We start from the raw sequence: 25828 nt of genomic DNA, 5'->3' as shown, positions 1-25828 counted from the left end.
CTTCTACCTGATCGATTGGTTCGTGGCAGGCCGAAGTCGCGCGCTGCGCCCGGCCGCTCCTCCTGCGTCAGCCGTACATTTGAATGTACGCACGGACAGACATTGGATGAGCTAACGGCAACGCGTAGCAGCAACTTGAGTGAAAAATCAGGGAAAACGCCGATTGCGGACGCAGCCTGGATTGAAAGCCATTTGTAATGTTGGCGTTTATTTTCTTGCGGCCGGCGCGGAGAGCGGACTGAACCAGTACGGCAGCAGCGACAGCCCGACGACTACCACGGCGGTCACGAAGATCGTCGAGTAGATCTGGGCCACTGACCAGTCGCGCAGGTGTCCGGCATTCGCGATCAGGCCGAAACCCCATGACGCCAACGCGGACCCCAGGAACACGAACGTATTGAGCAGCCCAAGCCCACGCCCGCGCTTGGCGGGTGGCACCAGCGCGCGACCTTGCGCCATCACCAGCGGGTGGAGCATGCCGATGGTAGTGAGCAGCGCCATCATGCCCACACCCGGCGCCACGCCCGTGTCGGGCCAGATCGCCAATGCCATGCCACCCACCATCGACAGGCAGGCCCAGGCGCCAATCGTGGCCTTCAACGTGGTACGCCGCACCAGCACCGGCAATACGAATGCGGTCATGAAACCCGCGAGGCTCAACAAGGTCAGTGCCACGCCGCGCGTTCCGGCCTGCAGGCCAAACACATCGGCCAGATAGGGGCCGCTCCACGCGTTACGGAAGGTGGTGCCCGCCGCCATCGCCACGCACAACGGGATCAGCGTCCAGAGCGGCCACATCGTCAGTAGTTGCACGCTTTCGCCGAGCATGGCCCCCATCGGGGCCTGGCGTGCCTGTGCGTGACCGCTGTCGCGCACGTGGCGCCATACGCCGTAGCAGCCGGCCACCATGCAAAGCGCGGAGATCGCCAGCGCCGGGCGCCAGCCGAAATGCTGCGAAAACCAGCCTAGCGGCGCCGTGGCGCATAACGCGCCGATCATGCCCAGCGCATTCGACCGGCTCACCACGCGCATGTACTGTTTTTCGGACAGCTGCTCAGAAGCGTAATGCAGCAAGCCCATGAATACCGGCGCGCAGGCCAGTCCCAGGCCCGCCTGGGCCAGCATGGCCACCGTGCCGTTTGGCGCGAGAACGAACCCGATTGCCGATACCGCGCCGATGCCGAGCAGCCACGCGGTGGGACGGCCCACGCCGTGGCGGTCGAACGCAATGCCAACCGGAATCTGCGCGGCGGCAAACGACAGGAAGAAGCACGAGGACAACGCACCGAAGCCCGCCGGCGACAAGCCGAAATCGCGCTGGAGCTCGGGCGCTATCACCGCCAGGCAGCTGCGGTAGAACTGGCTCAGGATAAACGCAAAAGTCAGCAGCGCGATGCCGCGAGTCGCGGTAGCGGATACGGTGCTGTCGTCGGTGACACTGGTAGCGTGCGGGCGCCGGTCTGTTGCCGGTTCTGTTGCCGGGGTATTCATCGATGCGTGTCGTGGAGGAGCTCGCGGCTATTCTACGCGGCGCAATGCGCGACATTCACGCCGTGGCAATAAAAACGGTCGATCACCGCGCATTGCCGCGCCTCTGCGACCCACTGGTTCCGCCTGGCGACGTGGGTTACTGCCCGCCCGGTAGCGCACGGCCCAGCTTGCAACCGCGATCGAGAAAATCGCTTGCGTGACCATTGCCGCCATTGGCCTTGTCCACGGGTTCATCGACCACGACAAACCCGGCAGTGCCGCCAGCCGGCTCGACATAGGCCAGGAATACGCCACGATCGGCAATTCCGGCAGGATTGCTGCCCACGTCCTGCCGCACCAGATCGAACGGGTCGATCGGCAGTACCGGCCGGGCAGATGGAATCAGCATTGCGCGTACCGGCTTGCCATTGAAACGCAGGTCACGCCAGCGCGCACCAATCTCGCTGGTAGCCAGGAAATCACGCGCGCGTTCGCTAATGCAGTCGAGGTGGATATGCAATTGATCCTGGCTGCGCGATGCCTTGGCATTGATGGCGAGCCCAAGCAGCGTGTCCGGCAGTGGCCGGCCAACCGCCTTGCCGACGATATCGCGCGCCTGCCAGCCAAAGGCCCATGCATTGCGCTGCCGCTCGCTCCACGCGCGCGGATCATCGACACCGGTAACCGGTTGAACCGGAATGACAAGGTAGTGTGATGCGCCGATGGCATCCTTGTAGAGCACGAAGCCGCGCTCGCGATCCACCATGACGCAGTCGGTATGGGTGGGTGTGGCTGGCTCCAGGCAGCGCTCCTGCACGTGCTGCCATAGCGAATTGCGCGAAAAGCCACCAACGATGCGTTCGAGCAGCCCGGCGTCGGCACACGCGCTCCCCGACGCCGCGAGCGCGAGGCAACACAACAGCAAGCGCTTCATTACGGCAATACAGACAGGCGCTCAGCGCGCCGTACGTCCACCGTAGTACGTGCCATTGCGGGGATTCGAAACCATGTAGTCATGGTTGCGCGCCCAGCGTTGGGCGGCCAGGAAGACCTCGGGTTCACGTTGACTCCATGCACTGACCATCAGCGGCGAAGAATCATCCTCGGTATTGAGGTAGACCGCCGCACGATGTAGTGGGCCCCGATCGGGGGATCCGGGAATCGTCGTGGTTCGAATCGTCACACGCATCGGGTGAGTCCTTGAAGCCCAGATGCTAGAGATTATGCATACGTTGACATGACATGGGAATGACCGGACATGGGTCGGGTTGCGCATGTGGACAGTTCTTTTCCTATGCTGGTCAGACGGCCGCGCCAGGCCGGGCTTTCCGGGCGGGCGCGGGTATTTCCCAGCGTGGCGCGCACGCCACGATTTCATGGTTTCAGGAGGCAAGACGATGACGCAATCGTCCACATTGATCCCGGCCAGAGCACTGGCCGAACGCAACCGCGCACATTTTCCGAATGAAGACGCAGCCTATCGCCAGGCCCGCAATGCGCTGCTGGCCGAGGAGATCGAACTGCGCCGCCATATCGAACGCGTGGCCGAGATGCGCCGCCAGTTGCCACCGGGCGGCGAAGTGAAGAAAACCTATCACTTCACGGGCGAGCAAGGGCCGGTAACACTGGCCGACCTGTTCGGCGGCAAGGACACGCTGGTGGTCTACAACTACATGTTCGGCCCGCAACGCGAGAAGCCCTGCCCGATGTGCACCTCGCTGATGGCCTCGTGGGAAGGCAAGGTCCCCGATATCGAACAACGCGTGGCGCTGGCCATGGTGGCACGCTCCCCGATCGACCGCCTCAAGGCCGCCAAGGCCGAACGTGGCTGGACCCAACTCAAGATCTACGCCGATACCGATGGCGACTTCACGCGCGACTATGTCAGCGCCGAAGACGCCGACATCCCCGGCTACACGGTCTTCACACGACGCGACGGCAAGATCCGCCATTTCTATAGCGGCGAGATGAGCGTGGCCGATCCGGGCCAGGATCCCCGTGGTGCGCCAGATCCGGATCCGCTATGGACGCTGCTGGATACGACGCCGGAAGGACGTGGGAATTGGTATCCGAAGTTGGGGTATGGGAAAGGGTGAAGCTGTGTTTTTTGTTTACTCCCCTCGCCCATGCAATGGGAGAGGGGTCGGGGGAGAGGAGCAAAAACGGGGTTGTCGGATACGCCAGATACAATGCGCGGTTCCATTGTCTGCCGACCGTGCCATGCCGACCCCAAACCGGGCATTCCTGCTCGGGCCGCTGCTCAAGGGCGTTTCCCGCTCCTTCTACCTGACACTGCGCATCCTGCCCACGGGCATGCGCGATCCGGTCGGCCTTGCATATCTGCTGGCGCGTGCGGCGGATACGATTGCCGATACTTCGCTGATTCCTCCCGCGCAGCGACTTGATTTGCTGCTGGCCTTGCGCCAGCGCGTCAATGGTGCCGACGATGGCGGCGCGCTTGCGCTGCGGCTCAATGCCGAGGTGGCCAGCCAGCAGACCGTGTCCGATGAGAAGGTATTGCTCGAATCGATCGGCCCCGCACTGGCGGTGCTCGACCAGCTCTCCGCATCGGACCGCGCCGCGGTGCAAGGCATTGTCACCACGCTGACCGAAGGCATGGAGTTCGACCTACGCACCTTCCCGGACGAGCGCTCGGGCCAGGTGGCTGCACTGCAGACGCTGGCCGAGCTCGATCGCTACACCTATCTGGTGGCGGGTTGTGTCGGAGAGTTCTGGACCACGATGACCGATGCGCATCTGCCCGGCACCTTCAAGGCGCCGCTCGATACGATGCTGCGCCGTGGCGTGCGTTTCGGCCAGGCACTCCAGATGGTGAACGTGCTGCGCGACTGCGGCAAGGACCTGCGCATCGGCCGTTGCTACTTGCCGACCGCCATTCTCGACCGCCATGGCCTGACACCGCAGGATCTGCTCGATCCCGCGAACTCGCGGCGTGCCCAGCCGATGTTGGGCGAACTGTTGCGACTCTCGCTCGATCAGTTCCGCGAGGCCATGGCCTACACGTTTGCGCTACCGCGTACCGCGATCCGTCTGCGGCTGGCCTGCCTGTGGCCGATCCTGATCGGACTGGAAACGCTGGCATTGCTGGTGGAAAACGATGCGTGGCTCGACCCCGCGAAGGTCACCAAGGTCAGCCGTGGCGATGTGTACCGGATACTGGCAAGCAGCAGCGCCCAGGTCATGTCCGACACCCTGCTGCGTGGTGCGATGCAGCGGTTGATTGGGCGCATCGAAGCGCGCCTGCCCCGGTAACGGAAAAGTTAACGAAAATGGCCCCGCTTTGCGGGGCCATTTCTACCTCAGGACCAACTTCACTTCGAAGCGGACGGAGTCGGCGATTTCTTTTGCGACTTGCCGGACTTCTTCTGCGTGCTTTTCGAATCCGTCAGCGCCGACGACGTGCTCTGGTTCGCGCCCTGGGTGTACGGGTCGAACTTGTCGCCTGACCGGGCGGCATCAGGTACATAGCCGTCCTTGTTGGTTGCGCGAGCCGGGTCGGGTACATACCCGTCCTTGTTGGTCGTGCGCATGTTGTAGTCATAGCGGTCGGCAGGATTGGCCGGCCCGGCCGCAAACGCCAGTCCGGGGACAAATACCGCAACTGCCAATGCAATCGTGAACGCCTTCATCAACATCTCCTGCAAACGGTTGGATAACATCGTGCAGCAAAACCGCACGGGCCAACAGTAAGCCTAGACGTCAGACATCGAAATCGCCATCACTGATCGCGCATACCCTGCGCATCATCGTGCAAAGCAGCAATCTGGTGCGTATGCACGCAAAAATTGCCGTCAGGGGCGCAACAGGTCGAAGCCGGCCAGCACCACCACACCGCTGAGCGCGTCCATGGCCATGGACCCGTTGCCGAGGATTAGGATGGCGGCTGCCGCCCACGTAGTGGCGCAGAAAAGATAAAAACGCGTGTTCATGATGTGGCGGAAAGCGGGCTCGCCGCGAAGGCGGCGACGTGCCTGTCTGAACGATAGGCAATAAAACGGCTGGGAGCGGCCGTAAGTATAAACCCGCATGAAAAACGCTGCCGCCCGCCAATAAAGGGCTGCAAAGCGCACAATCAGGCGATCAATTTCGGTATCGATGAGGCCAGCATTGCCACGCCCGAGCAACTCAGCAACGTCAGCACGATGCGGCGGAACATCAGGTCGCTGATGCCGATATAGACACGCGTGCCGATCAGCGTGGGAATCAGCATGGCCGGTGCCACGATGGCAAACATCGGCAGCATGTCGCGCGTGATGATGCCGCTGGCGATATAGACGCCCATCGTCACCAGCAACGCGCCCAGGTTGAAGTTCTGGATCACCACGCGCTGCTTGTCCTTGTCGAAGCCGCGCAGCGTGCACCAGAGCGTGGGCACCACGCCGGTGAAGCCGCCAATGCCACCCATGATGCCGCCAATGCCGCCGACCACCGCGTCGGCAATGCGTCCGCCGTGATGAATGCGCGGGATTCGGCTGGAAAACAGCATGATCGGGCAGCAGATCACCAGCACGCTGCCCAGGCAGAGCTTGAACAGGTTGACGTCGAGCAGCGGCAGCAGGCTGACGCCAATCGGAATGCCGACGATGCCACCGAGCAGGAAGGGCAGCACCGCGGCCAGATGAAACCTGCGGCGTACCGTGAAGGCTGCCAGCAACTGGCCGGTCAGCGAGCCGAAGACCGACATCGCCGCGGCCATATGGGGCTCGACGCCCCAGGCCCAGAACGACATGGCCACCATGCCGAACGCGAATCCGGAAAGCCCCTGCACAAACCCGGCGACCATGGCACCGAGCACAACGATAAGGATCACGGAATCCACGCGGGGATCCTCTTGTATTTATATGCGTTCGATCATCCGGCTTGTTTCCCTCTGCTGCGTGTACGGAGCACACAGCAGGGGAACCGGGGGAAGCAGGCCGGCAGCTACCACGCCGGCCATGTCAATCAGCCGCCAATACCCAGCAGCTCCACTTCAAAATTCAGCGTCGCATTGGGCGGGATCGTGCCCGGCACGCCGCGCGCACCGTATGCGGTCGATGCGGGGCAGGTCAGCTTGACCTTGCCGCCGACCTGCATCTTCTGTACGCCTTCGGTCCAGCACGGAATCACGCGGTTCAGCGGAAACGAGATCGGCTGGCCACGCTTGTACGAGCTGTCGAACTCGGTGCCATCGGTCAGCGTGCCGCGATAGTGCACCTTGACCGTATCGGTGGCCTTCGGCGATGCACCGGTGCCCTTGGTCACGGTGTCGACCACCACGCCCGAGGGCAGCGTTTCGGCAGCGACGGCAAGGCCCGAAGCGGCCAGCGCAACGGCAGCAAACAACAGGGAAATTTTCTTCATGAGATTCAGTCGTGTCGGGTTCTCAGGAGTCACGCCTGGCCGCACAAGGCAATCCAGGCGCCAGCCGGCAAGTGTACACGCCATGCCGGCCGGCGCCTGTGCAACGCTTATGCGACCTGTCCCATCGCCGGATCGCTGACCGAGTCCTTGCCGGTCTCGATACGGCCCGCCACGCGACGCCGGAACGCTGGTGCGATATCGCAGCCAATGACAAAGTCGTACCAGTTGCCGCTGTCGCCCAGCGTCCACGTCAGTTCGCCCACACGGCCCGGTGCCACGCTCTGGCTCCACGGGCCATCGGTGCGATACGCCTGCGCGCTGACATTGAAGGTGCAGGCCTTGTCGCCACGGTTGTACAGCTTCACCTGCAGCACCGGCGGATCGCAAGGTTCATAGCAGACCTGGATGTCGGCGCCACCGGCCGCCGCCTGCTCATTGAGGTCACCAATGAACTCGCGGTGGTAGCCATTCGGTCCCAGTACCCAGAGATCGTATTTACCAGCATCGGCGGCCACACTCCACACGCCATCGAGGCTCTTGCCCGCTTCCACCACATAGCGGCGCGGAATGGCATCGAGATGCAGCTTGTCGTAGACGTGGAACACCGCGCCTGCGCTGCCGGTGTTGGCGAACATCAGCGTTACCGTCTTGCCACCGGCATCGGCGCGCGAGGTCGTATGCAGTTCGTACGGCAGCGCCCGCGACGCGCGCGTACCAGTCTGCTGCGTGGGTGCGACCGGTGTAGCCGGCACCGGAATCGCCGCCGATGCCTTTTGCGACAACGCCAGGCTGTCCACCGCCACCTTCGTGGTACGTCCGCCCAGGGTCGGCAGTGCTTCGTTGTTCGGATTGACGAAGTTGAACGCCGAGGTCAGGTCACCACAGACCGCACGTCGATAGGCGCCGATCTGCGGCTCCTTGACCCCGAAGCGCTTTTCCAGGAAGAGCAGCGTCGAGGTATGGTCGAAGATCTGGGAATTGACCCAGCCGCCGCGGCTCCATGGCGACACCACCCATAACGGCACACGCGGCCCGGGCCCGTAGGGCTTGCCGTCCATCGCCGACTGGTTGCTCGTGGCGGGCGTGTAGTTGTGGTATTCGAAAGCCATGTCGGCATCGGCCAGCGTACTGCCACCGGCCAGCGATCCATCGGCATTGCGCGACGGTGCCGACGGCGGCGCCAGATGGTCGAAGAAACCATCGTTCTCGTCGTAATTGATCAGCAGTACCGTCTGGCTCCAGACCTCGGGGTTGGCGGTCAGGGCGTCGAGCACCTGTTGCACATACCAGCCACCCTGTGCGGGGCTGGAAGGTCCCGGGTGTTCGCTATACGTCGAAGGCGCGATGATCCACGACACCGACGGCAGGTTGCCGTTCTGCACGTCGTCGCGCAGCGATTGCAGGAAGCCGTCCGGCATGGTGTTGCCGAAGCCCTTGGCCAGCGGACTCAACGCATCGTCGATCGCGGGATTGTAGGCCGGCGACAAGCCCACGGTGGCACTCGGCCGACGCGCGGCCGGCATCGACTCCATGGCCGCGCGCCAATGGCGGAAGCTCATCATCTCGTTGCAGCCGTAGTTGTCGTCAAGGCTCTGGTAGACCTTCCAGCTCACGCCGGCATCGACGAGCCGGTCCGCATATGTCTTCCACGTCCAGCCATCGGTCGACGGGCCCACATCGTTGCCGCCATTGAACTCGTTGACCATGGCCGCCACGTTGGCGCCGCTCGGGCCGTTGGTACCGGTCCAGTAGTACAGGCGGTTCGGGATGGTGCCCGTGTGCATCGAGCAGTGATACGCGTCGCACAGCGTAAAGGCCTCGGCCAGCGCATGCTGGAACGGAATCTCGGGCTGTTCGTAGTACGACATCGACAGCGTCTTCTTGGCCACCGGCCAACGGTTCATGCGCCCGTGATCCCAGGCTGCCTGCGCATCGGGCCATGTATGCGGCGTGCTGCCCGCGCGCTGTGCATTGCCCTTGGTCGCATCGAGCCGGTACGGCGTGATGGTCTTGCTGGTGGCATCGGTCTGGAAGAACGCGTTCTGGCCATTGGCCAGCGGAATCGCAAAGCGGTCGCCAAATCCGCGCACGCCCTTGAACGTGCCGAAGTAACTGTCGAACGCGCGGTTTTCCAGCATCAGCATCACCACATGCTTGACGTCCTGGATGGTGCCGGTGGCGTTATTCGCTTCAATGGCCAGTGCGCGGCGAATGCTGGGCGGGAACGAAGCCAGCGTGGCGGCAGCCGCGGCGGTGCCGAGAGTACTGCGCAGGAACTTGCGCTTGGAAGGATTGAATGTCATGCCTGATCTGGGTCGAATGGAAGGATGAGGTATGGCCGCGCACGGTTCATGGCGCCGGCGCGCAATGCGCCGAGGAACAGGCAGCGGGCGTGGTGCCGCTGCCACCGCCAGTCGTCGGCGGTGTGGTGTTGTTGTCATCGCCTCCGCAAGCGCTCAACAACAGGGCCAGACAAAGCACGCCGGCACCCAGGGCCGGCCTGCCCAGTCCGTAGACGGGAACAGGTTTTCTGGTTTTCATGTTTCGAGGTCCGAGCAGCGGGCCGAGCGTGAACCTGTCAGGTGCCCGGATGCATTCTCGGCCGCGTTGGATTTTCTGGTTTGCTACTGGCGGGGGCACCCCTCGCACGAGGGGGATACCCTGGCGAGAGGCGCAGTCTGTAGACTTGATGTGTCAACTACGTGACGATGGCACCACAAACGGGTGTTTGACTATCTTTGAATTTCTGTTTCTTTCTCCCCTCTCCCGCGCGCGGAAGAGGGGAGCCTGCTTCAGGCGCTTACTTCTTCAAAAACGCCAGCAGATCCGCGTTGATGACGTCGGCGTTGACCGCGCACATGCCGTGCGAGAAACCCGGATAGGTTTTCAGTTCCGCATCCTTGACGATCTTCGCGGATAGCCGGCCGGCGTTGTCGATCGGTACGATCTGGTCATCCTCGCCGTGCAGGATCAGCGTGGGCTTGTCGATTTTCTTCAGGTCCTCGGTGTAGTCGACCTCGGAAAACTGCTTGATGCATTCGTACTGGCCCTTGATGCCGCCAGTCATGCCCTGGGCCCAGAATGCATCGATGATGCCTTGCGACGGCTTGGCGCCCGGACGGTTGTAACCATGGAATGGCATGGCGAGGTCGCGGTAGAACTGCGAGCGGTTTTCGGCCACGCCCTTGCGGATTCCGTCGAACACGTCCATCGGCAAGCCGCCGGGATTGGTGGCGGTCTTGAGCATCTGCGGTGGCACCGCGCCAATCAACACGGCTTTGGCCACGCGCTTCGTGCCATGGCGGCCGATGTAATGGGCCACTTCGCCACCACCAGTGGAATGACCAACCAGCGCGGCGTCCTTGACATCGAGCTTGTCGAGCACCGCGGCCAGGTCGTCGGCATAGGTATCCATGTCATTGCCGTCGGACGGCTGCCCCGAGCGGCCATGGCCGCGCCGGTCATGCGCGATCACGCGAAAACCCTGCAGCAGGAAGAACTGCACCTGCGCGTCCCAGGCATCGCTATTGAGTGGCCATCCGTGCGAAAAGACAATCGGGCGGCCACTGCCCCAGTCCTTGTAGAAAATATCGGTTCCATCCTTGGCGGCAGCAAAGGGCATGATGCGTACTCCTGGCGGTTGGGAGAGACAGCAGGCGGAAGTTTTTATGAAAGATGATGGGCGCCATAAATGCAAGGTGGCCCGCGATCGTCACGGGCTTCGACTAAGCTGGTTGGGTTCGCCGTTCCTGCTTCCCACCACCGGAGACCGCCATGTCGCAACGCATCACCATCACCGTGCCCGACGGCAGCTTTGCCGCCTACCTTGCCACGCCCGATGCCGCCAACGCGCGCGGCACCGCGATCGTGGTGATCCAGGAAATCTTTGGCATCAATGCCGACATGCGCGAAACCTGCGACAACTTTGCGCGCGAAGGCTTCGTGGCCATCTGTCCGGACCTTTACTGGCGGCAGGAGCCCAATGTCGAACTGACCGACCAGACCGAAGCCGAATGGAAAAAGGCACTGGCGCTCTACACCGCGTTCGACGTGGACAAGGGTGTGGCCGATATCGATGCCACGATCACTGCCGTCCGTCAGCAGCCTGGCGTCAAAGGTGGGGTTGGCACCGTGGGCTACTGCCTGGGCGGACTGCTGGCCTACCTGACGGCCACGCGTACCGGCGCCGATGCAGCGGTGTCGTACTACGGCGTCGGTATCGACAAGCATCTGGGCGAAGCGTCGAAGATCTCGAAGCCGTTGCTGATGCATATCGCCGAGCAGGACGAATTCGTGCCAGCGACGGCGCGCACACAGATCATCGAGACATTACAAGACAATGCCCTCGTTGAAATCCACAGCTACGCCGGGTGCCAGCATGCATTTGCGCGAAATCAAGGCGTGCACTACGTGGATGCGGCAGCCAAGGCCGCCAATGCCCGCACGCTCAAGCATTTCCAGATGATGAAATAACCCTGCATCGTCAGGCAATCAGCGTGATCTCCGCGATCCATGCCACAATGCCCGTTGGCCCAACCACGCAAACGGAGCATTCGGGATGTATCGCGGCGAACGGTTCAATGGATACAGTCACCTGGCAGGCGCGGTACTTTCCGCAGCCGGCATGGCGGTGCTGGTCACCTCATCGGCGCTGTACCACGACGCGTGGAAGGTCATCAGCTCGGTCGTCTACGGCACCACGCTGGTGCTGCTGTACACGATCTCCACTGTCTATCACAGCGTACGCGGGCCGACCAAGGACATCTTCCGGCGGCTTGACTACTGCGCCATCTACCTGCTGATCGCCGGCAGCTATACACCGTTTGCACTGGTCACGTTGCGCGGCCCGTGGGGCTGGGCACTGTTTGGCATCAACTGGGGCCTGGCCGCCATCGGCATCGTCCAGGAACTATGGATCGGCCATCGCACCCGCGTGCTGTCGCTGTCGATCTACGTGATCATGGGCTGGCTGGTGCTGATCGCGTTCCAGCCACTGATGGCCGCACTGCCCGCCGCCGGCCTGTACTGGCTGGTGGCAGGCGGCGCGATCTACACGGCCGGCATCGGCTTTTTCCTGTTCGACGAGAAGGTGCGCCACTTCCACGGCATCTGGCACCTGTTCGTACTCGGCGGCAGCTTCTGCCAGTTCATCAGCATCCTGTTCTACGTCGACTGACCCTCGACGTCGCCCGGCGAGCGTCGCCGGGCTTTCTCGAACAGGCCACCAATCACGGGCCACACCAGGATCACGATGGCCAGCGCCATGATGGTGCCAACCAGGCCATTCGACCAGAACACGTTCATCTCGCCTTGCGACATCAGCATGGTCTGGCGGAACGCATCCTCGGCCCGGTCACCCAGCACCAGTGCCAGCACCAGGGGCGCCAGCGGATAGTCGAGCTTCTTGAGCACGTAGCCAATCACGCCGAAGATCAGCATCAGCCAGACGTCGAACATGGCGTTGTGCACCGTGAATGCGCCGATCGCGCAGACCACCAGGATCAGCGGTGCGATGATCGCAAACGGAATGCGCAGGATCGCGGCAAACAGCGGCACCGTCGACAGCACCACGATCAATCCGGCCAGATTACCGAGGTACATGCTGGCGATCAGGCCCCACACGAACGTCTTCTGCTCCGTGAACAGCAGCGGCCCCGGTTGCAGGCCCCAGATCATCAGGCCACCGAGCAACACGGCCGCCGTGGCCGAGCCGGGAATACCCAGCGCCAGCATCGGCAGCAGTGCACTGGTACCTGCCGCATGCGCCGCGCATTCGGGGGCAATCACGCCTTCGACATTGCCCTTGCCGAACGTCTCACGCTTGCGCGAGAAACGCTTGGCCACGCCATAGCCCATGAACGACGCCGCCGTGGCACCGCCCGGCGTCACACCCAGCCAGCAGCCGATGATTGACGAACGGATCAGCGTCATCCAGTAGCGCGGCAGTTCGGCCCAGGTCTTCAGCACCACCTTGAGGTCGATATTGGCACGCTTGCCGCGGAACGCGATGCCCTCTTCCATCGTCATCAGGATCTCGCTGATGCCGAACAGGCCAATCACCACCACCAGGAAATCAAAACCGCGCAGCAACTCGGTGGACCCGAAGGTCATGCGCAACGTACCCGATACCGTGTCCATGCCCACCGCCGCGAGTGCAAAGCCCATGCACATCGCGATCACGATCTTGGCCTTGGCTTCCTTGCCCATGCCGATAAAGCTGCAGAACGTCAGGAAGTAGACCGCAAAGAACTCCGGTGGTCCGAAGCGCAGCGCGAACTTTGCCACCATCGGCGCCAGGAACGTGATCAGCAGCACGCCCGCCAGTGCGCCCAGGAACGACCCGGTAAAGGCCGAGGTCAGCGCGCGCCCGGCCTCGCCCTGCTGCGCCATTGGATAGCCGTCGAACGTGGTCGCCACCGACCATGCCTCGCCGGGAATATTGAACAGGATCGACGTGATCGCACCGCCGAACAGCGCGCCCCAGTAGATGCACGACAGCATGATGATGGCCGACGTGGGTTCCATCGAGAATGTCAGCGGCAACAGGATGGCCACGCCATTGGGGCCACCCAGGCCGGGCAGCACGCCCACCACGATGCCGAGCAGGATGCCCACCAGCATCAGGCCAACGTTGTGCCACGACATCGCGACGGCAAAGCCGCCCATCAATGCATTGAGTTCTTCCATGCCCGTCCCCTCAGAATCCGAAGGCCGCTTCAAGCGGCCCCTTGGGCAGCGGTACGCGGAATTGCATTTCAAAGATCCAGAACAGCACCGCGTTGATGGCCACGCCAGCCAGCACCGCGCGCCACCATGCAAACTTGCCGATCACCAGCATGAAGCCCGCGATGAAGATCGCCGATGCCACGTAGATGCCGAGGAACGCGATCAACGCCACATAGACGGTCAGCGGCACCAGGATCACGGCCACCTGCTTCAGTTGCGGCACGGTCACGAAGACCGCATCGTTCTGCGCGCGCAAGGCCTGCCACAGCACCACCACGCACGAGATAAAGATCAATGCGCCGATACGCAACGGAAAATAGCCGGCCTCCGGACCATCGGGTGCCCAGCCGGCACCGATCTGGTAGTTGGTCACCATCACGACCACCGCGCCGATGGCAATCAGTACCGCCACGGCAATCTCCGCCGTGCGCACCGATATTGCCGCCGGCGCGGTGGCGTCGTGTGTTTGTTCGGTCATGGGGATTCGTCTCCTGTGTGTTTGCTCCCCTCTCCCGCACGGCGGGAGAGGGGTTGGGGGAGAGGGCCAGCGGTGCAAACCACGACGTCGCATCGCGAAAGGCCAGCCCTCTCCCCCGCCCCTCTCCCGCGTGCGGGAGAGGGGAGAAAACCAGCAGCGATGCTTTACTTCGCCGCCGCCACGAATCCTGCTTCCCTGATGATGTCCTTGTGGCGCGTCTCGTCCGTGGTCAGGAACTCGGTGAGTTTGGGGCCCGTGATGAAATCGTTCTTGAGCGCGTTCTTCTCGAGGTATTCCTTCCACTCGGGCGTCGCCACTACCTTCTGCATCAGTTCGACGTAATACTTCTGCTGGTCAGGTGTCACGCCACCGGGCAGCATGAATACGCGCAGCATCTGGTATTGCACGTCCAGGCCCTGCTCCTTGCACGTGGGAATATCGCCCCAGCTCTGCGTGGCGGTGATCTTGGCCGAATAGTGCATGCGCTCGGGGGCGAACACGCACAGCGCGCGGTGTTCACCGGCACGCCACTGGCCGATCGATTCGGACGGATTGTTGACGTTGGAATCGATATGCTTGCCCGACAGCTGCGTCGCCGCTTCGCCACCGCCCTTGTAGGGGATGTAGATGAAGCGCACGCCGGCCTTGCGTTCGGTCTGCGCGGTAATGATCTGGTCCTCGCGCTTCGAACTCGTGCCACCCATCTTGAACTTGTTCGGGGCCTTCTTTACCTCGGCGATGTAGTCGGACGGCGTTTTGTACGGCGCCTCGGCATTGGTCCACAGCACGAACTCATCCATCGCCACCATGGCCACCGGCGTAAGGTCGCGCCAGTTGAACGGCAACTGGCTGATCATCGGCACCGTGTAAAGCGCCGACGACGTGACCAGCAGCTTGTGGGCATCTCCCTTCGAGGCCTTGGTGTCCATCAGACCTTCCGCACCGCTGGCGCCCGCCTTGTTCACCACGATCATCGGCTGGTTCATCAGCTTGTGCTTGGCGATGATGCCCTGGATCGAGCGCGCCATCTGATCCGATGCACCGCCTGCGCTGAACGGTACGACCACTTCGACAGGCTTGGTTGGTTCCCAGGCAAAAGCCGGCGCGGCGGCCAGCGCGACACCAAACAGCGAAGCGCACGCAAGCGCGCGCACGGCATAACGGTACGTCATGGTCTGTCTCCTTTGGTTAAGCCGGGGCGGCCTCTGCGGGGCCGCCTCCGTTTGCTGCATCAGGCGGCGCGCAGTGCCGGCTTCAACGCCGCGTTGCGCAGGCTTTCCATTGCCGCCAGCACGCCGCCAGACTGGTGCGGCACGCCTGCCAGCGCCAGGCCCATCTCCACGCCAGCCAGCGTGCCCATCAACGTCAGGTCGTTGAAGTCGCCCAGATGGCCAATGCGGAAGACCTTGCCGGACAGTTTCGACAAACCCTGACCCAGCGACATATTGAAGTTCTCGAGCGTGACCTTGCGGAACGCGTCGGCGTTGTGGCCATCAGGCATCACCACGGCGGTCAGCGCGGGGCTGTACTCGGCCGGGTTCTGGCACAGGATCTCCAGGCCCCACGCGGTCACGCAGGCACGCGTGGCCTCGGCGTGGCGATGATGGCGCGCGAACACGTTCGGCAGGCCTTCTTCGAGCAGCATGTCGCAGGCCTCGGACAGGCCGTAGAGCAGATTGGTGGCCGGCGTGTACGGCCAGAAGCCGTTCTTGTTCGATTCCAGGATCTCGTCCCAGCCCCAGAAGGCCTTCGGCAACTTCGCGTTGGCCGAGGCCGCGATCGCCTTCTGGCTGACCGCATTGAACGAGATGCCCGGCGGCAGCATCAAGCCCTTCTGCGAGCCCGAGACCGTGACATCGACACCCCACTCGTCATGGCGATAGTCGACCGAACCCAACGACGAGATCGTGTCCACCAGCAGCAGCGCCGGGTGACCGGCACCATCGATGGCCCGCCGCACGGCGGCAATGTCGGAGGTAACGCCGGTCGAGGTTTCGTTGTGCACCACGCAGACGGCCTTGATCTCGTGGTTGCGGTCATCGGCCAGGCGCGCGCCAATGGCCGCGGCGTCCACGCCATGGCGCCAGTCGCCCACGATGAATTCGGGATTGAGCCCGAGCTTGTCGGCCATCTTCTTCCACAGCGAGGCGAAATGACCGGTCTCGTACATCAGCACCTTGTCGCCGGGCGACAAGGTATTCACCAGCGCAGCCTCCCATGCGCCAGTACCTGACGCGGGGTAGATCACCACGGGCTGGGCGGTCTGGAAGATCTTGCGGATATCGGCCAGCACCTTCTTGCCCAGTTGCTGGAACTCGGGGCCACGGTGGTCGATGGTCGGGTAGTCCATCGCGCGCAACACGCGGTCGGGCACGTTGGTGGGTCCTGGAATCTGCAGGAAATGCCGGCCGCTGGGATGGGAATTCAGTCGGATCATGTCGCCTCGTGTCCTTACGTTTGAATTTTGTATTCAAAAATCTGGGATGCACTGCAGGTCCGGCATGCGGGATAATGTTGGCGGGTGCAAACACCTGCCGCTCCGCTACAAAGCCTTATAAATCAACAACTACAAGGCTTTAATGCCAGTCGTTGCTTGGTTCCGGGCAGGGCCAGTGACGCCGGAACGCAGTTCGTGCTTGCCCCAGATTAGTTTTTGAATACAATACTGTCAAGCCACGCGATCCCTAATGAGCACAAATCCGACTTCCGCCTCGCACGCCGTCGACCGCCAGATCCTGCATGTGGCGGTAGCCCAGCGCCTGCGCACGATGATCATGGAAGGCGACCTCGCGCCCGGCACGCGGCTCAACGAACGCGTGCTGTGCGACATGCTGCAGGTGTCGCGCACACCGTTGCGCGAGGCCTTCAAGGTGCTGGCCGGCGACGGACTTGTGACGCTGCTGCCGAACCGGGGCGCCGAGGTCGTGGTGCTGTCGCAGGAATCGATCAACCACCTGTTCGAGATGATGGGCGCGCTGGAGGCCATGTCCGGCGAGCTGGCCTGCCAGCGCATCACCGAAGCGGAGCTCAACGAGATCCGCGCCCTGCACTATGAAATGCTGGCGTGCCACGCGCGGCGCGACCTGCCCAACTACTACGCGCTGAACCGGCGCATCCACGACGCCATCAACGCGGCGGCGCGCAATCCGATCCTTGAGGAGACTTATCGACGCATCAACCTGCGCATCCAGGCGCTGCGCTTCCGTTCGAACTTCGACCACGACAAATGGGACCTGGCCGTGCGCGAGCACAGCGCCATGCTCGATGCCCTGGCGAAGCGCGACGGCGCGGCCCTGCGTGACATCCTGCGCGCGCACTTGCAACACAAGCACGACGCGCTGATCGCCGAACTAGAACGCGCACAGGACGCCGCCGCCTGACCATGGCGTCACGCGCGACCGCGCGTGCGCAAGCCAGGGCGGTGTCCACCAGTGCTCGCAACCGGAGACATCCCCGCCCATGGCCTTGCCGACCACCCCCACGCCGCCCGGCGTGCAGCCGCTGCGCTTCATGCCTGGCGCGACTTCCGCCCATGCCCTGCAATCGCCGCTGTACCGGCGCCTGGCCGCCGAGCTACGCGGCGAAGTGTTGTTCGACACCGCCAGCCGTGGCCGCTACGCCACCGATGCGTCGATCTACCAGATCATGCCGCTTGGCGTGGTGGTACCGCGCGATGAAGCCGACGCCCGGCTTGCGCTCGATATTGCGCGCGATCTCAAGGCGCCTCTGCTGCCGCGCGGTGGTGGCACCAGCCAATGTGGCCAGACCGTGGGCGAGGCGCTGGTCATCGACAACAGCAAGTACCTGAACCAGATCATCGACTTCGATGCACAGGCGCGCACGGTGACCGTGCAGCCCGGCATCGTGCTCGATCACCTGAACGCGTGGCTCAAGCCGCATGGCCTGTGGTTTCCGGTGGATGTCTCCACCGCCGCGCAATGCACGATTGGCGGCATGACCGGCAACAACTCGTGCGGTTCGCGCTCGATCCAGTACGGCAACATGGTGCATAACGTGCTGGGCGTGCAGGCGATCCTGGCCAGCGGCGAGGACGTGCGCTTCGATGCCGACTGGCCGGCCGATAGCGCGCCGCATCGTGTCATCGCCGATGGCGTGCGGCGCATTGCCGAACGCGAGCGCGAGGCCATCGCGCAGATGTACCCAAAGGTGCTCCGCCGCGTGGGCGGCTACAACCTCGATATCTTCGATCCACAGAACGAACGCCCCTACACCAGCGACGGCAGTGTCAACCTGGCCCATCTGCTGGTCGGTTCCGAAGGCACGCTGGCGTACTTCCGCCATATCACGCTGAAGCTCGCACCGCTGCCCACGCACAAGACGCTCGGCGTGGTCAATTTCCCGACCTTCTACCAGTCGATGGACCTCACGCGCCATATCGTGGCGCTCAAGCCGGCGGCGGTGGAACTGGTCGATCGCACCATGATCGACCTGGCGCGCAACAACCCGGCCTTCCGGCCCGTGATCGACAAGGCATTGGTTGGCGAGCCCGAGGCCATCCTGCTGGTGGAGTTTGCCGGTGAAGACCGCGACGCCACGCTGCAAGGCCTGCAGCAACTGGTCGAGCTGATGGCCGACCTTGGCCTGCCCGGCTCCGTGGTAGAGATGCCCGAGGCCGGACCGCAGAAAGCGTTGTGGGAAGTGCGCAAGGCTGGCCTGAACATCATGATGAGCATGAAGGGCGACGGCAAGCCGGTATCGTTTATCGAAGATTGCGCCGTACCGCTCGAACACCTGGCCGAGTACACCTCGCGCCTGACCGAGGTGTTCCACAAGCACGGCACACGCGGCACGTGGTATGCCCACGCCAGCGTGGGCACCTTGCATGTCCGCCCGATTCTCGACATGCGTCGCGATGGTGCCGCGAAGATGCGTGCGATTGCCGAGGAAGCCGCGGCGATGGTGCGCGAATACAAGGGCGCGTATTCGGGCGAGCACGGCGACGGCCTTTGCCGCGGCGAATGGGTGGCCTGGCAGTTTGGCCCGGCGCTGGCGCAGGCCTTTGCCGAGGTTAAGGCACTGTTCGATCCCGAGAACCGTTGCAACCCGGGCAAGATCGTGGGCACGCCGAAGATGGATGAGACGGCGCTGTTCCGCTTTCCACCTTCCTATACCGTCAAACCCATTCAGCCGACGCTGGACTGGTCGGCATGGAACGTCACGCGCGACCCGGTGACCGAAGCCGAAAGCGCGCCCGGTACCGGGCTCGATCCCGCGCGCGGCCTGGCAGCCGCGGTGGAGATGTGCAACAACAACGGGCATTGCCGCAAGTTCGACGCCGGCACCATGTGCCCGAGCTATCGGGTCACGCGCGATGAACAGCACCTGACGCGCGGGCGCGCCAATACATTGCGGCTCGCCTTGTCGGGCCAACTCGGCAGCGAAGGCCTGCTCGACCCGGCCGTCAAGGAGACCATGGACCTGTGCGTGTCATGCAAGGGCTGCAAGCGCGATTGCCCCACCGGCATCGACATGGCGAAGATGAAGATCGAAGTACGTGCCGCCAATGCCAGCGCGGGCCGACTGCGCACGCGCGACAGGCTGGTGGCATTCCTGCCGCGCTATGCCGGCCTTGCCAGCAAGCTGCCGTGGCTGTTCAACCTGCGCGATCGCGTACCGGGCCTGCCGCAGTTGAGCGAGCGCCTGTTCGGCCTGTCCGCCCGGCGCTCGTTGCCGCGCTGGCAAGCGGCCTTCCTGCGCGATGACTATGCCAGCAAGCCGGCAGCGGACAAGGAAGTCGTACTGTTCGTGGATACCTTCAACAACCATATGGAGCCCGACAATGCGCGCGCCGCGCAGCGCGTGCTGGAAGCCGCCGGGTACACCGTGCATCTGTCGGGCGTGCCCGGTGAACGCCCGCTATGCTGCGGCCGCACGTTCCTGGCGGCGGGCCTGGTCGATGAAGCCAAGGCCGAAGCCCGGCGCTCCCTTGATACGCTGCTGCCCTTCGTATCGCGCGGCGTGGCGGTGGTCGGACTCGAACCGTCATGCCTGCTGTCGATGCGCGATGAATTCCTGCAGTACGGCTATGGGGATGCGGCGCGCCAGCTTGCCGACAACGCCTTCCTGTTCGAGGAGTTCCTGGTGCGCGAACATGGTGCCGGGCGCTTCACGCCCACGCTGAAGCCAATCGGCCATGCGCAGGCACTGCTGCACGGTCACTGCCACCAGAAGGCATTCGACGCCGTACGCCCCGTGGAACAGGTGCTCGGCTGGATTCCGGAACTCAAGACCTCACTGATCGAATCGTCATGCTGCGGCATGGCCGGCAGCTTCGGCTACGAGGCCGAACATCACGAGGTGTCGATGAAGATGGGCGAGCTGTCACTGCTGCCAGCAGTGCGCAAGGCCGATGCGCAAACGCTGGTGGTGGCCGACGGCACCAGTTGCCGGCATCAGATTCATGATGGCGCCGGACGTGAGGCAATGCATGTGGCAAGGGTGCTGGAGATGGCGTTGTAGGGGTTGAAGAACCTTTGGGTTTTCTCCCCTCTCCCACGGCGTGGGAGAGGGGTTGGGGATGAGGGCATGAGGTTCTGCTTGCCGACCTCGCGTCTTGATGCGCTGGCCCTCTCCCCCGCCCCTCTCCCGCGTGCGGGAGAGGGGAGTAAACCGACAGGAAAAATTACCGCTGTCACTGCGGCACGAGCTCAACCTTCTCCCGGCTTTCCTTCTCCACGGCCTTTCTCGAATACACCAGCGGGAAATACTCGCCCTTGGCCCACAGCGGCGCCAGGTCGCGGTAGTGCGGGCTGGCCGGATTACCCGACTGGCCCGGCGTGTTCACCACGCGCGACGCATCCCAGTTGCCCACATCCAGCACCATGCGGAACGATGCACCGGCTGTCAGCTGGAAGTCGCTGTTGCGGTAGCTGGTATTCATCGGCGTGAATGAAGACCCGCCGATCGGTCCAGCGTTGACATCGTATTGCTGGCGCACGGCTGGATCGAGAATCGCATCGAGCGGATGGTTGAACACGGCCGTGTGTAGCTTGCCCCATTGCCAGCTCTTCGGATCGGTACCGAGCTTCTTTTCGACCTCGACCATGGCCGACTTCAGCGTCCCCATCATGATCTCGTTGCGCTTGTCGACCGTCATCCACGTATCGGGCCGTTCCAGCACCGCGATTACGCGACTGGCATCGGCTACGCCCACCAGTCGCGAGCCTTCCTGAGACAGCGCGGCGCGTACGATCGAGGTGCGCAGGTACTTGCTGAACCAGACCTCGAACAGCGCTGCCGGTGCGCTATCGGCGCGCTCGTTACCATCCCAGTTGCGCAGCAGGTCGAGCCCGCGCTGCACCTGGGCATCGCTGCTGTTCAGCGGCTTGACCAGCGCCACCACGCGTTGCGCCGGCAGCGAGACGGTATCGTTCTGCCACGCCATCGAATCTTCCAGCGAGCTACGCGCGTTGGCAGCCACCAATGCCTTGAGCCGGCGTGCACGCGAGCTGTCGCTCCATTCGTAGCCAACGCCAATTTTCGCGGCAGGGTGATTGGGCGGGATATTGTTCTCGTTGGCGGTCACCACAAAGCCAGGCGCAGGATTGAAGGCCCACGGCAGTTCATCCATATTGCGGTAGCCGGCCCACTCATAGCGGCCATCGCCCGGCACCGGCATCAGCCCGTCCCAGTTCGGCCGGTTCACAGTCAGCCCACCAGGGATCCAGCCGATATTGCCAAAGCGGTCCGCATAGACCTGGTTCTCGCCCGGTGCGCCCCAGCGGTTCATTGCCGCGCGGAACTGGTCCCAGTTTTGCGCGCGCATATAGTCCATCGAACCGAAGTACGGCGCCATGCCCAGGTCCAGCCATGCCGCGCGCAACGCATAGGCGCGATTGCCCTTGGCATCGGCATAGAGCACCGGACCGTGGCGCGTATAGTCGATCGTCACCTTGCGCGGCGTGGGCTCGCCACGCACGGCAATCTGCTCGGTGACAGTCTCCATTGGCTCCCAACGCCCCTTGTACCGGTACTCGTGCGGCTGCGCGGGATTGGTCTCGTAGACATAGAGATCTTCCTGGTCCATATAGAATCGCGTCAGGCCGAACGCCACCGTGCCGTTGTGGCCAATCGAGATGCCGGGCAGGAACGGCTCGCCGGCCCCGATCACCGACAGCCCCGGCGCATTGAGGTGGCTGATATAGCGCAGGCTCGGTGCGCCATGCGCGCGATGCGGATCATTGGCCAGGATTGGCCGGCCCGTGGTGGTGCGGCTGCCCGCAATCACCCAGTTGTTCGAGCCAAGGCTGCGCGCGGTATCGCTCGACGCATCGACCGTGGCATAGAGTTGGTCCACCGGAATGTTCTCGGCCTTGCTGGTGCCGCCCTGCGACCACGCGTCCTTCGGGAAGCGCGGCGCGGCCGTGGCCAGGTCATAGGCCTTGCGCAGTTCGGCCGCCGGTACCGCGCAGGTATCGAGACCGTCGGGTACTTTGGGTTCGACCGGCGGATCGAGTTCGCGGCGCACCCAGTCGGCACGCACCGCGTTTGGCTTCACATAGCAGAAGATCTGCGCCCGATCGATTTCCCCGGTGAAATTGAGCGTCAGTCCGTGATGACGGATACGTACGATGTCGTCGGCGCGCCAGCGCGATGGCTTGTAGTTCAGGATCTTGAACTCGGGCGGCAGCAGGTCAGGATGCGCTTCCACCTGCGCCACGTAGGCGTTGACGCCAGCCACGAAAGCCTCTGCCACACGCTTGGCATCTGAGCCATAAGCAAGCCATTCGCGGTACATGTCGCCGCGGAACAGCACGGCACGCGCCATGCGGTCGCCTTCGACATAGGCTGGTCCAAAGTCTTTTGCCATCTCGCCCAGGCCGCGTTTGCGCCACAGATCGATCTGCCACAAGCGGTCGCGCGCGGCCATGAAGCCTTGCACGTAGAACGCGTCGTAGAGCGTATTGGCGTAGATATGCGGCACGCCCCAGCGATCCACCAGCACCGTGGCAGGTTTCTCCAAGCCGGCTACCGTGAATTTATCCGGGCCGGCGGCTTGTGCTGACACGCTGACAGCCGCAACCAGCCAGGCGGCCGATACGGCAAGGCGTGCCAGCGCACGGGTGGGGCGGGTAGGACGGGACATCGAATCTCCTCGGCGGCAACTGACCTGCGAGGATAGCGGAATGTGATCGCGCAGGCGATCCTGCGCTGCCGCAAAAACGGCCCTAATATACGTCGCGGCGGTAATATCCCGAGCCAATCATGTCCTGCAGGCGCGCTTCGCCCAGGATCTCGGCAAGCGCCGCATGCACGCCGCCCGCCATGCCTTGCAGGCTGCCGCAGACATAGATGGCAGCACCCTGCGCCACCCATTCCGCGATCAGGATGCCCTGCGCCCGCACGGCATCCTGCACGTAATGCGGCATGCCCCCGTCGCGCGACCATGCACGGTCGATGCGTTGCAGCACGCCCTGCTCGGACCATGCCTGCAGTTCAGCCCCGTGGAAATCATCATGCGCGGCGGAACGTTCGCCAAACAATAGCCAGTTGCGATGCTGACCCGCCGCGGCGCGCGTCTTGATCAGCGCACGCAGGCCGGCCAATCCCGTGCCATTGCCGATCAGGATCAACGGGCGATCATCGGCAGGCGCATGGAATGTGCGATTGGTACGGACCCGCAGCGCAATCCGGGCGCCTTCTGGGGCGAACTCGGTCAGCCACCCCGAAGCAAGGCCCAGCGCGCCGTCGGCTCGATAGGTCTGACGCACCAGCAATTCCAGGCGGCCATCGGCGGGCAGCGACGCTATCGAGTATTCGCGATGCGGCAGCGCGGGCAGTGCATCGATCAGTTGCTGCGGCGCCAGTCCGGCCATCGTCTGCATATGTGCATCGGGCAACGGCAGCCGTGTGGCCAAGGCCTGGGCCAATGGCATCGGACGGCTGTCGCAACGGACCAGCACCGCGCCATCGAGCGCCAGTCGGTCGAGCAGACGGGCTACCACCTCAGGCGGCTGGCATGGGCCGACTTCGGCGATATCACCGGCCTGCCACGCAAGGTCCTTCGCTTGCTCGGGCAGCAGCGCCAGATGATAGGCCGGCGCCCCGAGGCTGCCCGGATTGAGCAGGTGGCGCTCCACCAGTTGCCAGTGGCCGTAGCGCGGACGCTCCCAGTCTTCGATCTCGGCACCGCCACTTAGAGCGGACAAGTGGTTCTGCCAGTGGCGCAGCGCACCGGGATCGCCATTGTCGACTTCGACCATATCGAACAGCGGCTGCGCCTGTTGCCGTTGCAACCATCCTGACAGTGCATGACCAAACGCGCAGAAACGCGCATAGCTGCTGTCGCCAAGCGCGAGGATGCCGTAGCGCAACTGCTTCAATGCATCGGGGGAAGTACCGGACAGCAGCTTGCGCGTGAAGCCCGATGCCGTATCGGGGGCATCGCCCTCGCCCGTGGTGCTGACCAGGAACAACGCCTGCCCACAACCCGCCAGCCGCGCGCCATCGAGTTCGGCAAACGACAGCAATTGCACGGGCAGTCCGGCGCCCTGCAAGGCCCGCGCGGTTTGCGTGGCCAGTTGTTCCGCGAAGCCGGTCTGGCTGGCATAAGCCACCAGCGTGGGCCTTGTGGCGCCATCGGGAACGGCGGACGCAACCAGGCGTGCCGCACGGCGTCGACGATGCGCGCCAATCACGTTGGCACAGAATCCCGCATAGGCGATGACCACGCCCGCAGCAATCGCATGGCGACCAGGCGCCAGCAGGGCCAGCACAAGCCCGATGATCAGGACGATCCACCCGAACCAGCGCGTCATGACAGCATCGCGGCAAAGGCCGGCGTGGTCAGTTCATCGAAGCCATGGGGTGTGCGCACCAGGAATCTTGCAGCCAGCGCCTGACGCTGCGCGAAAGCCAGGCCGGCCTGTGGGCCAAGCACCGTCAATGCGGTGGACAGCGCATCGGCCATCATGCAATCGCGATGGATCACCGTGACCGACGCCAGTGCATGCGCGGCCGGATAACCGGTACGCGGGTCGATGGTATGCGCATAGCGCTTGCCATCCTGCTCGAAATAGCGCCGGTAGTCGCCCGACGTGGCAATCGACAAACCCAGCAACGCAACCAGTGTGCGCTTGATTGGATCCCCATCGGCCGTTGGGGATTCCAGCTCAACCCACCACGGCATGCTGTCGGGTTTCAGGCCCTGCCCGCGCAATTCGCCACCGATCTCGACCAGATGATGGGCAATGTCTTGTGCGGCCAGATAATGCGAGACCGCATCCACTGCAAAGCCTTTGGCGATGGCGCAGAAATCCAGCGCAAGACCGCCGGGTTGACGTACCCGATGCCGCGCGGCGTCGATCTCCAACTTCTGCCATCCGCACGATGCGCGCACGCGTGCAACGTCGTCGGGCGACGGTGCACTGCTGCACCTGCCGGTCGGCCCGAAGCCCCACAAGTCCACCAACGGACCCGCGGACGGATCGTAAGCACCACCACTGTCGCGCGCGGTTTGCAACGCTGCCTGCAATACGGTGAAGCAGTCTTCAGGCAGCGTCACCCAGCTATCGGGCATCGCGCGGTTGAAGCGGCTCAGGTCCGAGGTATCGGACCAATTGCTCATTTGCGCGATTACGTTGTCGAGCACCGCGCGAATACCGGCTTCGATACCGGTTTGTTGGTCGGCACGCGCCAGAACAGCGGTGACCGACCACGTAGTCCCCATCGTTTCACCGGCCCATTGGCACACCTGCCCTTGCGCAACAGGCTCGGGCGGCGGCACGGACAGCGCGACGGGAATCAGCACACGATGCATCGACAAACCTT

At 63.5% G+C, this 25828-nt stretch carries 23 protein-coding genes; 7 read left to right on the top strand and 16 right to left on the bottom strand.

Annotation, left to right across the window (positions count from 1 at the left end; all coding sequences use genetic code 11):
• Window positions 1-207: 207 nt before the first annotated feature.
• The 3 genes from ACO550_RS09260 to ACO550_RS09250 all read right to left on the bottom strand — a co-directional run bounded on the left by ACO550_RS09260 (window position 208) and on the right by ACO550_RS09250 (window position 2659).
• Complete coding sequence (locus tag ACO550_RS09260) at window positions 208-1491, bottom strand: MFS transporter (protein ID WP_315597454.1); 1284 nt, start codon at window positions 1489-1491, stop codon at window positions 208-210.
• Window positions 1492-1627: 136 nt separating this feature from the next.
• The gene (locus ACO550_RS09255) at window positions 1628-2404 is read right to left on the bottom strand and encodes a CDP-diacylglycerol diphosphatase (protein WP_315597453.1); all 777 of its coding nucleotides are present in this window, start codon (window positions 2402-2404) and stop codon (window positions 1628-1630) included.
• Window positions 2405-2425: 21 nt separating this feature from the next.
• The gene (locus ACO550_RS09250; RefSeq protein WP_315597452.1) at window positions 2426-2659 is read right to left on the bottom strand and encodes a CDP-diacylglycerol pyrophosphatase; all 234 of its coding nucleotides are present in this window, start codon (window positions 2657-2659) and stop codon (window positions 2426-2428) included.
• A 208-nt stretch (window positions 2660-2867) separates the two neighbouring features.
• Between ACO550_RS09250 and ACO550_RS09245 the strand changes: the two genes are divergently transcribed.
• Together ACO550_RS09245 and ACO550_RS09240 are read left to right on the top strand one after the other, a co-directional pair.
• A complete protein-coding gene (locus ACO550_RS09245) occupies window positions 2868-3566 on the top strand; it encodes a DUF899 family protein (RefSeq protein WP_315597451.1) in 699 nt (232 codons plus the stop codon).
• A 124-nt stretch (window positions 3567-3690) separates the two neighbouring features.
• Window positions 3691-4743, top strand: coding sequence for a squalene/phytoene synthase family protein (locus ACO550_RS09240; RefSeq protein ID WP_315597450.1), 1053 nt, complete (start codon window positions 3691-3693; stop codon window positions 4741-4743).
• A 59-nt stretch (window positions 4744-4802) separates the two neighbouring features.
• Here the strand turns inward: ACO550_RS09240 and ACO550_RS09235 are convergent, their stop codons facing one another.
• The 5 genes from ACO550_RS09235 to ACO550_RS09215 all read right to left on the bottom strand — a co-directional run bounded on the left by ACO550_RS09235 (window position 4803) and on the right by ACO550_RS09215 (window position 9137).
• Window positions 4803-5120 (bottom strand): hypothetical protein, encoded by a 318-nt coding sequence (locus tag ACO550_RS09235; protein ID WP_315597449.1) that lies wholly within the window; start codon window positions 5118-5120, stop codon window positions 4803-4805.
• Window positions 5121-5282: 162 nt separating this feature from the next.
• On the bottom strand, window positions 5283-5420 hold the full coding sequence (locus tag ACO550_RS09230) for a hypothetical protein (RefSeq protein ID WP_315597448.1): 138 nt from the start codon (window positions 5418-5420) through the stop codon (window positions 5283-5285).
• A gap of 143 nt (window positions 5421-5563) precedes the next feature.
• Window positions 5564-6274: a sulfite exporter TauE/SafE family protein gene (locus ACO550_RS09225; RefSeq protein WP_485994718.1), complete on the bottom strand. Its 711-nt coding sequence runs from the start codon at window positions 6272-6274 to the stop codon at window positions 5564-5566.
• Window positions 6275-6435: 161 nt separating this feature from the next.
• The gene (locus ACO550_RS09220) at window positions 6436-6834 is read right to left on the bottom strand and encodes an FKBP-type peptidyl-prolyl cis-trans isomerase (RefSeq protein WP_315597446.1); all 399 of its coding nucleotides are present in this window, start codon (window positions 6832-6834) and stop codon (window positions 6436-6438) included.
• Window positions 6835-6941: 107 nt separating this feature from the next.
• Window positions 6942-9137, bottom strand: coding sequence for a phosphocholine-specific phospholipase C (locus ACO550_RS09215; RefSeq protein WP_315597445.1), 2196 nt, complete (start codon window positions 9135-9137; stop codon window positions 6942-6944).
• On the opposite strand from ACO550_RS09215, the gene ACO550_RS09210 reads away from it, so the two are divergent.
• Window positions 9131-9349, top strand: a complete 219-nt coding sequence (locus ACO550_RS09210; protein WP_315597444.1) for a hypothetical protein — start codon at window positions 9131-9133, stop codon at window positions 9347-9349. The two genes, ACO550_RS09215 and ACO550_RS09210, sit on opposite strands and share 7 nt — an antisense overlap.
• 285 nt (window positions 9350-9634) lie before the next feature.
• Here ACO550_RS09210 and ACO550_RS09205 read toward each other — a convergent pair whose 3' ends face one another.
• Entirely contained in the window at window positions 9635-10456 is an 822-nt protein-coding gene (locus tag ACO550_RS09205) for an alpha/beta hydrolase (protein ID WP_315597443.1), read from the bottom strand.
• Window positions 10457-10608: 152 nt separating this feature from the next.
• Here ACO550_RS09205 and ACO550_RS09200 point away from each other — a divergent pair, with 152 nt between their 5' ends.
• Entirely contained in the window at window positions 10609-11307 is a 699-nt protein-coding gene (locus ACO550_RS09200; RefSeq protein WP_315597442.1) for a dienelactone hydrolase family protein, read from the top strand.
• A gap of 85 nt (window positions 11308-11392) precedes the next feature.
• On the top strand, window positions 11393-12010 hold the full coding sequence (gene trhA, locus ACO550_RS09195; RefSeq protein WP_315597441.1) for a PAQR family membrane homeostasis protein TrhA: 618 nt from the start codon (window positions 11393-11395) through the stop codon (window positions 12008-12010).
• On the opposite strand, the gene ACO550_RS09190 is transcribed toward trhA, so the two are convergent.
• The 4 genes from ACO550_RS09190 to ACO550_RS09175 form a co-directional block, all read right to left on the bottom strand.
• Complete coding sequence (locus ACO550_RS09190; protein ID WP_315597440.1) at window positions 11998-13521, bottom strand: tripartite tricarboxylate transporter permease; 1524 nt, start codon at window positions 13519-13521, stop codon at window positions 11998-12000. The two genes, trhA and ACO550_RS09190, sit on opposite strands and share 13 nt — an antisense overlap.
• A 10-nt stretch (window positions 13522-13531) precedes the next feature.
• Window positions 13532-14038: a tripartite tricarboxylate transporter TctB family protein gene (locus ACO550_RS09185; protein ID WP_315597439.1), complete on the bottom strand. Its 507-nt coding sequence runs from the start codon at window positions 14036-14038 to the stop codon at window positions 13532-13534.
• A 164-nt stretch (window positions 14039-14202) separates the two neighbouring features.
• Complete coding sequence (locus ACO550_RS09180) at window positions 14203-15210, bottom strand: Bug family tripartite tricarboxylate transporter substrate binding protein (RefSeq protein WP_315597438.1); 1008 nt, start codon at window positions 15208-15210, stop codon at window positions 14203-14205.
• Window positions 15211-15269: 59 nt separating this feature from the next.
• Entirely contained in the window at window positions 15270-16475 is a 1206-nt protein-coding gene (locus ACO550_RS09175; RefSeq protein ID WP_315597437.1) for a pyridoxal-phosphate-dependent aminotransferase family protein, read from the bottom strand.
• 250 nt (window positions 16476-16725) lie between these two features.
• On the opposite strand from ACO550_RS09175, the gene ACO550_RS09170 reads away from it, so the two are divergent.
• Both ACO550_RS09170 and ACO550_RS09165 read left to right on the top strand, forming a co-directional pair.
• A complete protein-coding gene (locus ACO550_RS09170; RefSeq protein WP_315597436.1) occupies window positions 16726-17418 on the top strand; it encodes an FCD domain-containing protein in 693 nt (230 codons plus the stop codon).
• A gap of 79 nt (window positions 17419-17497) precedes the next feature.
• Window positions 17498-20518 carry an FAD-binding and (Fe-S)-binding domain-containing protein gene (locus ACO550_RS09165; RefSeq protein ID WP_315597435.1) on the top strand — a complete coding sequence of 1007 codons (3021 nt, stop codon included), beginning with the start codon at window positions 17498-17500 and terminating at the stop codon, window positions 20516-20518.
• A 172-nt stretch (window positions 20519-20690) separates the two neighbouring features.
• On the opposite strand, the gene ACO550_RS09160 is transcribed toward ACO550_RS09165, so the two are convergent.
• The 3 genes from ACO550_RS09160 to ACO550_RS09150 all read right to left on the bottom strand — a co-directional run bounded on the left by ACO550_RS09160 (window position 20691) and on the right by ACO550_RS09150 (window position 25817).
• A complete protein-coding gene (locus tag ACO550_RS09160; protein ID WP_315597434.1) occupies window positions 20691-23144 on the bottom strand; it encodes a penicillin acylase family protein in 2454 nt (817 codons plus the stop codon).
• Between the two features lie 82 nt (window positions 23145-23226).
• On the bottom strand, window positions 23227-24816 hold the full coding sequence (locus ACO550_RS09155; RefSeq protein ID WP_315597433.1) for a sulfite reductase flavoprotein subunit alpha: 1590 nt from the start codon (window positions 24814-24816) through the stop codon (window positions 23227-23229).
• Window positions 24813-25817: an FAD:protein FMN transferase gene (locus tag ACO550_RS09150; protein WP_315597432.1), complete on the bottom strand. Its 1005-nt coding sequence runs from the start codon at window positions 25815-25817 to the stop codon at window positions 24813-24815. Before ACO550_RS09150 ends, ACO550_RS09155 begins: the two co-directional genes overlap by 4 nt.
• Between the last annotated feature and the right edge of the window lie 11 nt (window positions 25818-25828).

It is taken from the genome of Cupriavidus sp., assembly GCF_057315035.1.
Note: the sequence above shows the minus strand (reverse complement) of the source record. Positions and strands in the feature narration are given on the sequence as shown.

Bases quoted from the DNA above. Each gene is read 5' to 3' on its own strand.
- ACO550_RS09260 (WP_315597454.1), bottom strand. From the start codon at position 1,491: ATGAATACCCCGGCAACAGAACCGGCAACAGACCGGCGCCCGCACGCT.
- ACO550_RS09255 (WP_315597453.1), bottom strand. From the start codon at position 2,404: ATGAAGCGCTTGCTGTTGTGTTGCCTCGCGCTCGCGGCGTCGGGGAGC.
- ACO550_RS09250 (WP_315597452.1), bottom strand. From the start codon at position 2,659: ATGCGTGTGACGATTCGAACCACGACGATTCCCGGATCCCCCGATCGG.
- ACO550_RS09245 (WP_315597451.1), top strand. From the start codon at position 2,868: ATGACGCAATCGTCCACATTGATCCCGGCCAGAGCACTGGCCGAACGC.
- ACO550_RS09240 (WP_315597450.1), top strand. From the start codon at position 3,691: ATGCCGACCCCAAACCGGGCATTCCTGCTCGGGCCGCTGCTCAAGGGC.
- ACO550_RS09235 (WP_315597449.1), bottom strand. From the start codon at position 5,120: ATGAAGGCGTTCACGATTGCATTGGCAGTTGCGGTATTTGTCCCCGGA.
- ACO550_RS09230 (WP_315597448.1), bottom strand. From the start codon at position 5,420: ATGAACACGCGTTTTTATCTTTTCTGCGCCACTACGTGGGCGGCAGCC.
- ACO550_RS09225 (WP_485994718.1), bottom strand. From the start codon at position 6,274: ATGGTCGCCGGGTTTGTGCAGGGGCTTTCCGGATTCGCGTTCGGCATG.
- ACO550_RS09220 (WP_315597446.1), bottom strand. From the start codon at position 6,834: ATGAAGAAAATTTCCCTGTTGTTTGCTGCCGTTGCGCTGGCCGCTTCG.
- ACO550_RS09210 (WP_315597444.1), top strand. From the start codon at position 9,131: ATGTCATGCCTGATCTGGGTCGAATGGAAGGATGAGGTATGGCCGCGC.
- ACO550_RS09215 (WP_315597445.1), bottom strand. From the start codon at position 9,137: ATGACATTCAATCCTTCCAAGCGCAAGTTCCTGCGCAGTACTCTCGGC.
- ACO550_RS09205 (WP_315597443.1), bottom strand. From the start codon at position 10,456: ATGCCCTTTGCTGCCGCCAAGGATGGAACCGATATTTTCTACAAGGAC.
- ACO550_RS09200 (WP_315597442.1), top strand. From the start codon at position 10,609: ATGTCGCAACGCATCACCATCACCGTGCCCGACGGCAGCTTTGCCGCC.
- trhA (WP_315597441.1), top strand. From the start codon at position 11,393: ATGTATCGCGGCGAACGGTTCAATGGATACAGTCACCTGGCAGGCGCG.
- ACO550_RS09190 (WP_315597440.1), bottom strand. From the start codon at position 13,521: ATGGAAGAACTCAATGCATTGATGGGCGGCTTTGCCGTCGCGATGTCG.
- ACO550_RS09185 (WP_315597439.1), bottom strand. From the start codon at position 14,038: ATGACCGAACAAACACACGACGCCACCGCGCCGGCGGCAATATCGGTG.
- ACO550_RS09180 (WP_315597438.1), bottom strand. From the start codon at position 15,210: ATGACGTACCGTTATGCCGTGCGCGCGCTTGCGTGCGCTTCGCTGTTT.
- ACO550_RS09175 (WP_315597437.1), bottom strand. From the start codon at position 16,475: ATGATCCGACTGAATTCCCATCCCAGCGGCCGGCATTTCCTGCAGATT.
- ACO550_RS09170 (WP_315597436.1), top strand. From the start codon at position 16,726: ATGAGCACAAATCCGACTTCCGCCTCGCACGCCGTCGACCGCCAGATC.
- ACO550_RS09165 (WP_315597435.1), top strand. From the start codon at position 17,498: ATGGCCTTGCCGACCACCCCCACGCCGCCCGGCGTGCAGCCGCTGCGC.
- ACO550_RS09160 (WP_315597434.1), bottom strand. From the start codon at position 23,144: ATGTCCCGTCCTACCCGCCCCACCCGTGCGCTGGCACGCCTTGCCGTA.
- ACO550_RS09155 (WP_315597433.1), bottom strand. From the start codon at position 24,816: ATGACGCGCTGGTTCGGGTGGATCGTCCTGATCATCGGGCTTGTGCTG.
- ACO550_RS09150 (WP_315597432.1), bottom strand. From the start codon at position 25,817: ATGCATCGTGTGCTGATTCCCGTCGCGCTGTCCGTGCCGCCGCCCGAG.